At 55.5% G+C, this 10,356-nt stretch carries 23 protein-coding genes and 1 pseudogene; all 24 read left to right on the top strand.

Annotation, left to right across the window (positions count from 1 at the left end):
- Positions 1-147: 147 nt before the first annotated feature.
- On the top strand, positions 148-393 hold the full coding sequence (locus WMQ00_RS09230; protein ID WP_340440961.1) for a hypothetical protein: 246 nt from the start codon (positions 148-150) through the stop codon (positions 391-393).
- An 84-nt stretch (positions 394-477) separates the two neighbouring features.
- Positions 478-774 (top strand): hypothetical protein, encoded by a 297-nt coding sequence (locus WMQ00_RS09225; protein ID WP_340440960.1) that lies wholly within the window; start codon positions 478-480, stop codon positions 772-774.
- A gap of 52 nt (positions 775-826) precedes the next feature.
- Entirely contained in the window at positions 827-1,084 is a 258-nt protein-coding gene (locus tag WMQ00_RS09220) for a hypothetical protein (RefSeq protein WP_340440959.1), read from the top strand.
- Positions 1,085-1,198: 114 nt separating this feature from the next.
- Entirely contained in the window at positions 1,199-1,495 is a 297-nt protein-coding gene (locus WMQ00_RS09215) for a hypothetical protein (protein WP_340440958.1), read from the top strand.
- An 11-nt stretch (positions 1,496-1,506) separates the two neighbouring features.
- Positions 1,507-2,406: pseudogene (locus WMQ00_RS09205) on the top strand (DNA cytosine methyltransferase).
- A gap of 104 nt (positions 2,407-2,510) precedes the next feature.
- A complete protein-coding gene (locus WMQ00_RS09200) occupies positions 2,511-2,861 on the top strand; it encodes a hypothetical protein (protein WP_340440957.1) in 351 nt (116 codons plus the stop codon).
- A gap of 62 nt (positions 2,862-2,923) precedes the next feature.
- The gene (locus WMQ00_RS09195; protein WP_340440956.1) at positions 2,924-3,295 is read left to right on the top strand and encodes a hypothetical protein; all 372 of its coding nucleotides are present in this window, start codon (positions 2,924-2,926) and stop codon (positions 3,293-3,295) included.
- Positions 3,288-3,662, top strand: coding sequence for a hypothetical protein (locus WMQ00_RS09190; protein WP_340440955.1), 375 nt, complete (start codon positions 3,288-3,290; stop codon positions 3,660-3,662). The genes WMQ00_RS09195 and WMQ00_RS09190 overlap by 8 nt, the downstream gene beginning before the upstream one ends.
- Positions 3,659-3,880, top strand: coding sequence for a hypothetical protein (locus tag WMQ00_RS09185; RefSeq protein WP_086588854.1), 222 nt, complete (start codon positions 3,659-3,661; stop codon positions 3,878-3,880). The genes WMQ00_RS09190 and WMQ00_RS09185 overlap by 4 nt, the downstream gene beginning before the upstream one ends.
- Complete coding sequence (locus WMQ00_RS09180) at positions 3,877-4,227, top strand: hypothetical protein (protein WP_340440954.1); 351 nt, start codon at positions 3,877-3,879, stop codon at positions 4,225-4,227. The genes WMQ00_RS09185 and WMQ00_RS09180 overlap by 4 nt, the downstream gene beginning before the upstream one ends.
- Entirely contained in the window at positions 4,220-4,579 is a 360-nt protein-coding gene (locus WMQ00_RS09175; RefSeq protein ID WP_340440953.1) for a hypothetical protein, read from the top strand. Before WMQ00_RS09180 ends, WMQ00_RS09175 begins: the two co-directional genes overlap by 8 nt.
- Positions 4,572-4,913: a hypothetical protein gene (locus WMQ00_RS09170; RefSeq protein WP_340440952.1), complete on the top strand. Its 342-nt coding sequence runs from the start codon at positions 4,572-4,574 to the stop codon at positions 4,911-4,913. The genes WMQ00_RS09175 and WMQ00_RS09170 overlap by 8 nt, the downstream gene beginning before the upstream one ends.
- Positions 4,910-5,242, top strand: a complete 333-nt coding sequence (locus WMQ00_RS09165) for a hypothetical protein (RefSeq protein WP_340440951.1) — start codon at positions 4,910-4,912, stop codon at positions 5,240-5,242. The genes WMQ00_RS09170 and WMQ00_RS09165 overlap by 4 nt, the downstream gene beginning before the upstream one ends.
- On the top strand, positions 5,239-5,421 hold the full coding sequence (locus WMQ00_RS09160) for a hypothetical protein (RefSeq protein ID WP_340440950.1): 183 nt from the start codon (positions 5,239-5,241) through the stop codon (positions 5,419-5,421). Before WMQ00_RS09165 ends, WMQ00_RS09160 begins: the two co-directional genes overlap by 4 nt.
- 18 nt (positions 5,422-5,439) lie before the next feature.
- The gene (locus tag WMQ00_RS09155) at positions 5,440-6,252 is read left to right on the top strand and encodes a helix-turn-helix domain-containing protein (protein ID WP_340440949.1); all 813 of its coding nucleotides are present in this window, start codon (positions 5,440-5,442) and stop codon (positions 6,250-6,252) included.
- Positions 6,253-6,263: 11 nt separating this feature from the next.
- A complete protein-coding gene (locus tag WMQ00_RS09150; RefSeq protein ID WP_340440948.1) occupies positions 6,264-6,488 on the top strand; it encodes a hypothetical protein in 225 nt (74 codons plus the stop codon).
- A gap of 71 nt (positions 6,489-6,559) precedes the next feature.
- The gene (locus tag WMQ00_RS09145; RefSeq protein ID WP_340440947.1) at positions 6,560-7,027 is read left to right on the top strand and encodes a single-stranded DNA-binding protein; all 468 of its coding nucleotides are present in this window, start codon (positions 6,560-6,562) and stop codon (positions 7,025-7,027) included.
- Positions 7,028-7,126: 99 nt separating this feature from the next.
- Entirely contained in the window at positions 7,127-7,306 is a 180-nt protein-coding gene (locus WMQ00_RS09140) for a hypothetical protein (RefSeq protein ID WP_340440946.1), read from the top strand.
- A gap of 126 nt (positions 7,307-7,432) precedes the next feature.
- Positions 7,433-7,990, top strand: coding sequence for a WhiB family transcriptional regulator (locus WMQ00_RS09135; RefSeq protein WP_340440945.1), 558 nt, complete (start codon positions 7,433-7,435; stop codon positions 7,988-7,990).
- Positions 7,987-8,463 (top strand): hypothetical protein, encoded by a 477-nt coding sequence (locus WMQ00_RS09130; RefSeq protein ID WP_340440944.1) that lies wholly within the window; start codon positions 7,987-7,989, stop codon positions 8,461-8,463. Before WMQ00_RS09135 ends, WMQ00_RS09130 begins: the two co-directional genes overlap by 4 nt.
- Before the next feature lie 213 nt (positions 8,464-8,676).
- The gene (locus tag WMQ00_RS09125; protein ID WP_340440943.1) at positions 8,677-8,991 is read left to right on the top strand and encodes a hypothetical protein; all 315 of its coding nucleotides are present in this window, start codon (positions 8,677-8,679) and stop codon (positions 8,989-8,991) included.
- A 252-nt stretch (positions 8,992-9,243) separates the two neighbouring features.
- On the top strand, positions 9,244-9,423 hold the full coding sequence (locus WMQ00_RS09120; protein WP_340440942.1) for a hypothetical protein: 180 nt from the start codon (positions 9,244-9,246) through the stop codon (positions 9,421-9,423).
- A gap of 33 nt (positions 9,424-9,456) precedes the next feature.
- The gene (locus WMQ00_RS09115; protein WP_340440941.1) at positions 9,457-9,822 is read left to right on the top strand and encodes a WhiB family transcriptional regulator; all 366 of its coding nucleotides are present in this window, start codon (positions 9,457-9,459) and stop codon (positions 9,820-9,822) included.
- Between the two features lie 29 nt (positions 9,823-9,851).
- On the top strand, positions 9,852-10,289 hold the full coding sequence (locus WMQ00_RS09110) for a dUTP diphosphatase (RefSeq protein WP_340440940.1): 438 nt from the start codon (positions 9,852-9,854) through the stop codon (positions 10,287-10,289).
- Positions 10,290-10,356 lie beyond the last annotated feature (67 nt).

The raw sequence follows: 10,356 nt of genomic DNA, 5'->3' as shown, positions 1-10,356 counted from the left end.
AATGGCCGTGGCCTACCCCGACCGCTTCGACAAATACCTATAAACCCAGCCCCACACACAAACAACTTGACACGCTCCAAGGGTATATACTAATAAACGTAAGCAAGAGAGCAAGGGGCTGCAACCCCAAGCAGAAAGGAAACCATCATGAACTCCACCACCTACTACGTCACCTACCGCATCACCGAGAACAACAACACCACCACCCTCTCCGCAAACGGACGCAGCGCACACCTCGGAAACGGCGTCTACGTCACCAAGGTGCAAATCATCGAGGGGTACACCACCGCAAACAAGGCAACGTTCGAGCGCATCATCAAGATGAGCACCGAGAACACCGTTGAGGTAATCGACTGGGTAGACACTGCGGTTGACTTCATGGTTCCGGCCTAACGGGAGTGGAGGGGGGCGCATTCCACTAATCACGCCCACACACTGCCACCTGCAAGTGGCGCTCACCTCAGAAAGGAAAACAAAATGGGACTAATCACCGCCACCACCTACATCGACGAGGCCACCGCTTACAAAATGGAGGTGCAGGGCACTACCGCCAGCATCGAATATGAAAGCGGCGTGACGGCCCCCGCGCTAATCGAACCGAAGCTCAACCGCTCCACCAACGAGTGGGAAGTCACTGTCACCGTCTTTGAATCTAGCCCAATCCGAAGCATTACAAGCCTAGAGGAGTACCTAAACGAGCTAGACGATGTTGCGAAAGCCGCTGACGCATTCCGCACCGCCCTCAACATGAATCACCGACCACAATCCGCATAAACCCATAATCAACGCCACCTGCAAGTGGCAATCACCTCAGAAAGGAAACACCGTGGATACCCCAATCCTCGACAACCTCATTTTTTACTTCACCGCAGCAATCACCCTCATTGGTCTGCCCGTGCTTGTAGGGGGCCAGTTCTGGACTCTCCTGGCCCCGTGGGCTGGTGTACTGGCCGGGGCGGCCACGTTCTACCTATCCGGCTTCTGCTGGGCGCGCCTCCTCGACCAGATGGAAGATTCTGCCGAATATGCGGACGTTATCGACCTGAACCCATACACCATGGAGGAGGGGGAGAACGTTGCTTAACGCACTGATTGATATTCTCTCCACCGCCTACACCCCAGACGGTGGAGTAGCAGACCCTAACCACCCGGTTTATGCGCTCCTGTGGGCGCTGAAACTAATCGCAGGGAGCTAGACATGGAATACATCATCATGGCAGCCGCAACGGTAGCGTTCATGGCATGGTTTACGATAAGCGTTTTCATTTGCATGTTCGGTTTCGATGTATTGCACGATAGTTGGACGGGTGGAGTAATTATTCTCCTAGTGGGTGTCGCATCTTTCATCGGTTGCATCGCCACGATGTTCTACGTCATAGATTCTCACGACGATAACAGTGAGCATTGCGGCCCTGGCACTGAATACCGCGAATCGCGCCACTACAACCCCTCCACGAAGAGCACTCACACTGATTGGTGGTGTGAGGTCAAGTGAGAATAGGCGGCATGTTTGCGGGCTATTCCGGCTTAGAAATGGGGGTTATGCAGGTACTTGACGCGGCCCCCGTGTGGTTTGCGGAGATTGACCCCGCCCCGGCCCGCATCCTCCACCATCACTACCCGCAGGTTCCCAACTTGGGTGACGTAACCCGCGTGGACTGGGAGGAGGTTCGAGATAGCCAGCCAATCGACATTCTTACCGCTGGCTATCCGTAGCCGTGCCAACCATTCTCTCAGGCCGGGCACCGTAAAGGAACCAACGATGAAAGGCACCTTTGGCCCTATGTGTTCGACGCAATTAAGCATCTTCGACCAAGATTCGCATTCTTTGAAAACGTCCGAGGCCACCTCACATTGGGACTCGCCGAAGTGCTGGAAGACCTTGCCAGCATCGGGTGGAATGCACGGTGGGCATGTGTACGAGCATCAGATGTTGGTGCCCCGCACCACCGGGAGCGGCTGTTTATCCTTGCTACCAACCCCGACAGCATCGGACAGCAAGAGGGCAGATTCACCCGCCGACCAGCGCCGGAAATCACCTGGGATAACGACCTGCTCGACACACTGGCCGGGCTTAACGATGCCACCAACATCGACCATGAGCTAAGGCTTCGATGGGGTGATAGTGGCCCTGCCTGTTTGGCGTGGGCTTGCATTCTTAACCGTGATATTCCGCCACTGGTGATTGATAGCCCTGATAGGTGTTTGCATCCTCGGTTTGCTGAGGCCCGTGCGGCGACTAATCCTGAGTTCATTGAGTTCATGATGGGTTTGCCGGAGGGGTGGGTTACTGGGGTTCCCGGTCTTACTCGCACTCAGCAGATTAAGGCTTTGGGTAATGGTGTGGTGCCTTTGCAGGCGGCGTTTGCTTTGAGGTCTTTGTTGGGGGTGGTGGAAGATATTTAGCCATTGTCCACCCCATGATTTTACAAACTGTAAACACTGGTGTATGATAATAAATGTAAGCGAAAGAGAGAAGCTGCAACTTCTCAAAAAGAAAGGAAACACACATGGATGCTTATACCTGTAGCAGCGCCCTCCACCTCGACCAAGCAGCACGCAGCGAAGACAACTACCACAACTGCGAAGTTATCGCCACCCTCTGGCACGAAGACGGCCCCGACACCACCCACGGACTACTTATGAGCGCCCCAATGGAAGATGACCGCCCCGACTTCATCACAGCATGGGACGAGGGCTACTACACCCCCGCAGACCCAGCAGCTTTCAACGCTGCCATGAGTGACCAGCCAGAACTGGGCGAACTGGACTACTGGGACGGAGTCAGCGACGAGTTCGACAGCATTTACCCACCCAGCAAATTGATCCTCGAGATCCGCGCCCAACGAGAAAACCAGTAAAGCGCCTCCCCTAAGCCAGCGGACGCCACCGCTGGCAACACCACCAACAAGGAGAAAAACTAATGACCAACCTTTTTGACTGCATCGCCAACAACACCGCCCGCTACTTCACCCACCAGGGCATCAACTGCATGACACAGATGGGTCCGTTCACCATCAACGGCTACATCGAACTGCCAGAAAACCACCCATGGCTTAATTCCCCCGACATGATCGAGGTGCACCCCGACATCGAAGTTCACGGCGGAATCACCTACCACGAAGGCCGCGTAATCGGCTTCGACACCAATCACTTTGGGGATGGACACCACCCCGAAGCTGAGCTTGCCGATCTAGTGTCGCCCATCTTTCGTGGACACGTCTGGACATGGGAAGAAGTCGAAGCAGAAACCCGCCACCTAGCAGACCAAGCAAAGGACACAAACCATGCCTAACCCCACCCGCCAACAAATCATCAACGCGCACGAAGCGCTAGAGGAACTAAAGAACGTAGCGCTGAGCGCAGCCGACTTCTGCGGCGACACGGAGAATTACTTGGCATGGAAGAGCGAAATTATCGCTGCCCTCCCACCCAAGCCGCGCCCCACAATGGCCGAGGTTGAATGGGACGATGATAAGCACTACCTCGCAGAAGCAGAGCACCCTACATTCGGCAAGGTCATCATGCTTGAAAGGAGCGCTTGCCCCGGGTTTATACGCTTTGCACGCGCCAAAGAAAATGAACCCACTTGGCAGGCCGCAGAAGAGAAAACACTCACCCCGACTGGCAAGCGCTACACACTCACGGAGGTACAGGAATGAGGCAGGAAAATGTACAGGCAGTAATCCAAGCGCTATACGCCTACGCAGAAGCAGCACAAGGGGAGTATTCCTCCTTGGACGGAAATGATATCCAACAAGACATGTGGAAGATCGCCAACGTCCTAGAGAGCGCCGAAACCTGCACAGTAGAAGAGCTACTCCGCAAACTGGAAATCACCAAAACTGATTTCGGATATGAATGGGAGCAATACCAATGACTGACTTGAGCATCGACCACCTAAAGCACCTACTGGCTGAGGAGCGGCGCAGACTCCCCAAGGTGCGGTGGACGTACAAGGGTGCCGCCGCCAGCAGTATTTACCACGATTACCCCAGCAAACACGAAGAGATATATGGGGTGAGGGAGGAGATGGAGGTTAGCCGTCTTTATACACTCGCCCCCGAACTAGCCCGTGAACTGATCATCCTTAGAGACGCGTTGGAGGACGTTATCGAAATCTGGCGGTACGTCAGCACTGACCCTCGCCGCACCCCAATGGAGCAGAATCTTGCTGCGAAAGTTGTAGAGCACATCAAAGAAGCATTAGGAGAACACGATGCCTGACCTCACCACCATGCACCTCAAGTGCCTACTAGAGAAAGCCACCCCAGGCCCGTGGACCGTAGAGGACGACGGTTACGACATCATCGTCGGCAACGCTGAAGGCCACCGCATGGGGTGGGGAGACCAGGTGCGCTTCAAGTTCGAGGCCGGAGACAAGAAGCACGACCCACAACTCGCGGCCCTCGCCCCGGAACTCGCGGAAGAGGTCCTACGCATGCGGAACGAGCTAACGAATCTCCAAGAAGAAGCACGCGCCGCAGCAAAAATCCACGCAACCGGTCCAACCGCACAGCGGGTATTCGACGCCCTAGACACCACCATCAACCAAATCCTAGGAGACCACGATGAGTAAGCAAGACCGGGCGGCAAAAGTAATCCGCACATGGCAGCAGCGGCATAAGAACGTGATGGATAGCAACCCAGACTGGGCCGCTCAAAACCTCGCAGGAGACCTCAACCAAGCAGGACTACTCGCGCCAGACCTGCCGGAGGCGAACGACCTAGACATTTCCGCCCCTGACGAAAAACTCTGGCTACCCTGCGGCCCCACAGGCCCAAGCGTATGGGCACGACCCGGCGGCAGAGTCAAGGTGCGGCGCATCGAACCCGGCGACCTCACCCCCGAAGAAGCCCGTGGTGTCGCCCACGCCCTACTCGCAGCAGCACAATACGCGGAGGAAGAATGAAACCCCTCGCAGACATGACCCCACAGGAAAGAGCACAATGCCTAGGCTTGTGGTGCGAAGACATACACGGCGACCTATTCGTCTACCTGGGAACACCAACATTAAGCATCGCCCACGACGAAGAAACCGGCGCACCAATGGGCACATTCATCAACCCCCAGGAACCTTGCACCATCGAAGCCCCACTCGCAGCATTCGCCCCGCGCTTTGACCTACCCCGCGCCTGGGCACCAGACGGACAGCCGCCAGCAGGGGAATGGGAGCACGCTCACATCCCCGCCCTAGGAGAGTCCACACGCCGATGGGTAGGGGAATGGGAGGAAGCATGAGCCTCTGGTATGTCTACAAAGACCGCGAGGATAGGGCGCGGCAGTGGTTCGCCATACCCATCCACGCGGAATGGTGGGAGAAACCCCAAGGTCGGCGCTTCCCCCAATGGCACATGGCCCTCGACTACGCCAACCGAATGGCTGCTGGCCTCCGCCCAGAAGAGGTCATGCTGAGCTAATCGCGGAGATAATTAGAGATGAAACAAGAATGCAGGGTAACCGGCTGCAAACGAGTCCCCAAGCTCACCGGACACGGCTACTGCCATAAGCACGTAGCCGCCCTGAATATCCATAAGCAGAAAGTACCCGCCGCGCAAGCCCACCAGCGCCTGCAAGAAATCATAGACCGTGGCTTCACCCTCACGGAAATAGCCAGAATAACCGGCGTTAACCGATCCACGCTAAGCCACCTCAACAACCAAGAGGAAAAAGGACTTAGACGCGATACCTACGACATGCTTAGCAAAATGGATAGGGTACAAGAACCGGCGCAGGAAGTCTGGCCGGTTAGGCGTAGGGTTCAAGCCCTGCTCGCTGCCGGGGTGAGAACGAGGGAAATAGCTGAGGCGTCCGGCGTATCAATCAGCGTCATTCAGAACATCGCCTTTAGGAACAAGGAGGGCGTTTACCCCGCCACGGCTGAGGCTATTAAAAGCGCTTACGAGAAGCTGAGCGGCAGGCCAGTGAAGCCAGTAACGACCAGCATTAAATACCGGGCGTGGGCGTTGCCGATGGAGTGGGTGGATATTGACGATCCGCACGAATCGCACGAGCCTGAGCGCAACCGACTCCGCCTCACAGCGAAGCAGCCCACCCCGCTAGTCCAGTCTCGTATTCGTGAACTAGTTGCATACCACGGCGACTATAAGACGGTTGGCGAGATTGTAGGCATGAGCCACCAGTTACTCGCCCGCATTGAGAAAGGAACATCACGCATTGAGGAGATAGAAAAACGCTGGATACGTAACGCATGGAGACAGATACCCACGACTGCCGATGTGAAAAGATAGGAGGTATGAGCATGAGTGAGCAGGAATTGCAGGCGAAGAAGCAGCGGGCTGAGGATGAAGCCGTGGCCGCGCATCAGGAAATCGTCGAGCTACATAATCAGATCATTGAAGCGAAGAAGCGCCGGACGGCGGCATTCCGCAGGGCTAAGGTTGCTGGGGTTCCGGCGACTACCTTGGCGCGCCGGTTGGATATTTCCGCCCCGTTAGTAACCCGCATCTTGGCAGGCGACAGGTAAAAACCATTATGGGGCTGCAACCCCAACCAGGCGGGAGTTGACCGCCGCACCATTTCAGAAAGGATACACACATGGCACACACAACCATTCAAGGAAATCTGGGCAAGACCCCAGAACTAAAGCAGACTAATCAAGGCAAGCCCATGACGCGCCTCAATGTGGCGTGGAGTGAGCGGCAGCGCGACCGTAATGGCGAGTATTTTGACGGGCCGACCGTATGGGTCTCTGTCACTGTCTTTGGTAAGCAGGCGGAGCACGCCTGCAACACATTTTCCACGGGAATGAGGGTCATCGCCACCGGCGACCTGAAACCGGAACTATGGAACTCTGACCAGGGCGAGCAAACCGTGTTCACGATGCTGGCGAATCATGTGGGTGCGTCGTTGATTGGCCAGGATGTGGCGATTAGTAAGTCCTCCCCGCAGGGTGGGGGCCAGCAGGGCAATCAACAAAACGGCCAGCAGTATGACCCGTGGGGTTCTCAGCCACGGTCCGAGACCGGTGGTTTCGGTGGAGGGGGACAGGAACCTCCGTTCTGAGCGGCGTAAACACTTTTTAGTGGGGGTAGAACACCCGGCGCATGTCGCTAGGGTGTTCTATTCTCATTCGTGTCCCTGTTCGATGATTAGGAGCGAAGCATGGCCCATATTAGCACCCCTACCGGAACGATTACGGTTTCTAACTTCATGGATGATACGCCCGGCGACGAGTACTCCACTATCACGCTTGATGCTGGTGGTGCGCAGTATGACCTCAGCCGTAAGGAAGCGTCTCAGTTGATTGATGCCTTGCAGGAGAATCTTCTGGCGGTGGGGTAGCCGAGGGCACCCCCAACCTGTTCGGTAGAATGCCGTTCCGTACACCTGCGCGGTGTCAATTGGTACACAGGTGCGGACGCATAACAATAGGCACGGTAACCCCACAAACACCATCATGGAGCAACCGTGCTAACCCGAGCTGCCTGCCACAAAACCAAAAACCTTGCATTCATCAACCCAACCTCAGCTAGCCCTAACGCTATAGCTGCCGCCCTCAAAATGTGCGAGCACTGCCCAATCAAAAAGCAATGCGCACAAGACGCCCTCACATCTGGCAGTAGCCTCAATGACGGCTCAGTACTCCCAGCCTCCGACGTTATTCAAGGCGGGGTAGTGTGTTATGGGGACTACGAGACCACCGTTAAGCTCAGTCAGGTTGCTGGGCACGCAATCCAACTAGGTGGAGTTGAGCACCGCAATCAGGCCCCAGACCACTGCCGTAACTGCCACGAGCCGATGGTTCAATGGCACCGGGCGATCACCCCAGAAGGGTATGTGAAGCACTACGCGAGGGGCTTCTGTACGAACTGCCGTGCTGCCTACACGCGCTGGAAAAAGGAAAACAACATCACCTCAGCACATCGTGGGCTGCGGAAACCAATCGACCGAAAGCGGCACAGCGCCCCGGCTAAAAAGAACCGCGTCATTACCGTCCAGCCAGCATTGTTTGAGGTGGGGGCATGAGCGGCTACCCACCGATGATTATGCGGTATCCAGATGATTTAGAGTTCTGGAAGCGTATTGAGCTGCCGTGGACTAAGCCGCCTTTGTCTATGAATGATGCGGCCCCGGCTTCTCGTGGTGCGGTGTATGGCCGGGCGGCGAAGAAGCGTGAGGTTCAGGAGTTGCTTCATCTTCTTGGTCGTGGGCTGAGTATGCCGGAGGGCAAACGGTACCTTTTAGTGCAGATGAATTATCGCGTGCCGGATAAGCGCCGCAGGGATACCGATAATGTGACCGCTTCGAGCAAGCCGTTGATGGATGCGCTTTCTGGCGGGTCTAAGCGTATTCCCGGTTTGGGTTTGGTGGATGATGATACGCCGTATTTTATGGGTAAGCCTGAGCCTATTTTGTGGCCTGCTGTTCGTGGTGAGCGGGGCGCGATGTGGGTTGATTTATGGGTGGCTGATGGGCCTCCGGCTCCGTATGAAAGCTAACCAACCCAACTAATTTTACAAAAAGTAAACAAGGGTATATACTAATAAACGTACAGAGAAAGAGAAGCTGCAACTTCTCCACTCAGAAAGGAAACACCCCATGTTTAACCATAATGGGCGCCACTGGGCACACAACATCACCAACCCCATATCAGCGTTAACACTCATCGCCCTCTATAGGGCTGAGATTGAAACCCTGTGTGGTGAGTCCGCATGACCCCGTTGGAAGCTAGAAAGCATCTCGCCCAGGCAGACGCTGGGGGCCGCGTCTCTCAAGACGTTGCAATCGCCGCACTAGAAGATGTGGCTGGCCTTCGATACGAGTACGCCGCCCAAATATGGCGTCCTCTCATCGGAAAGTGGCTATTCCCAGGGTCATTAGGTTTGTGGGAGAAGCCCCACCGTGCCCGCTGGTATGCGCTTGCCTCCACGGCTGAACGCCTGGCCACTGAAAAGTATCCAGGAAAGCGGGTGCGGGTTGTAGCTCGCGTCTATGGCCAGCCCATGCCGGTGGGGGAGCCTGCATGACCGCACGTTGAATCATCCACGCACGGGTGGGGCGCGCATACCCACGACTGGCGACCAGCTAATTCTAAGACACCACTAGCTGCAACACCACAAGACAATCACGCGCCTAACCGCCCCGCACGGGCATACATAATCACCCCTCAAAGCCCATGAGCATCAACGAGCTGAAACCAGCAATACAACGCCTCAGTGAGGAAGAATTTCACACCCTCACCAGCTGGCTAATCTGCACGGAAAAGGAAAGGAGGGAACATGCCAACAAGGAGAATCCCCACCGGACGCACCGCCGTATTCTGCGAAACTGACGGCAAAATCAAAGAGCTACGCATCTACCGTCACAGGTGGAGAGCTAAACGACACCTCAAAACCCTACGTGATGCCGGGGTAGATGCCTGGCTCGTGCCAGAGATGAACACCGTATTCGACGATTAAGACCACACCATGAACAACCCATACAACACCGAAGTGAAACCCCTCCGCAAGAACTGGTGGAACGAAGCTAAATGCCACGGCGACGATCCAGAAAAGTACGACCTGGGGCGCACCAGAACACCCAACAAGGAATACGCAGCCTACAAGCTATGCAAGGGCTGTCCGGTCATTGCTGAGTGCGCTGCTGATGTTCTGGAGCACAATAATTACGGCATAGTCCGGGCCGGAATGTGGTTTGATACGTGGGCTATTAGCCCCAGCAGGGACAGCATGAACGCTGAGAATGTTGTTCGGGCTAATCGTAACGAGGTGAAGCTCCGCCGCTTGGCGGCTGGGTTCCCGTTGGAGGAGGCCGATCCTGAGCCTCAGTCCCACGTCACTGTTTCCATCGCAAGCTAATTTTTTTAGAAAGAAAAGGATACCAACTAATGATTTCCGTGCCTTACATGTTGGAGTATGGGGCTAAGCCCCCGCGCCGCGCTCACTATGAGGATGCTGGGTTTGACCTGGCGACATTGGAGGAGGTGCGTGTTCCTCGTAGTGGTCACGTGATGATGGATACCGGCGTGCGGGTAAATATCCCGGCTGGATATGTGGGCAAGCTGTTTGTGCGTTCGTCGGTGGGTGTGAAGCGTCACGTGTGTTTGTCTAATGGCACGGGGATCATTGATGCGGGGTACACGGGGACAATTAAAGCGAGTTTGCATAATACGGGCGATAAGCCGGTGTGGTTTCGTGAGGGGGAGTTTGTGGTTCAGTTGGTGGTTGAGCCTTTGGCGGGCGCTGAGTTGGTGGGGGTTGATTCTTTTGGTGATGTTGCGCGGGGCGAGAATGGGTTTGGTTCTACTGGTTCGGGACTGAACTAACCCCATAATTTTACAAACAGTAAACAGTGGTGTATAGTAATACATGTAAGCAAGAGAGCAAGGGCCT

This window comes from Corynebacterium sp. KPL2825, from assembly GCF_037908445.1.
Lineage (GTDB): Bacteria > Actinomycetota > Actinomycetes > Mycobacteriales > Mycobacteriaceae > Corynebacterium > Corynebacterium kefirresidentii.
The sequence above is the reverse complement of the archived record's forward strand: the minus strand, read 5'-3'. Positions and strand labels throughout refer to the sequence as shown.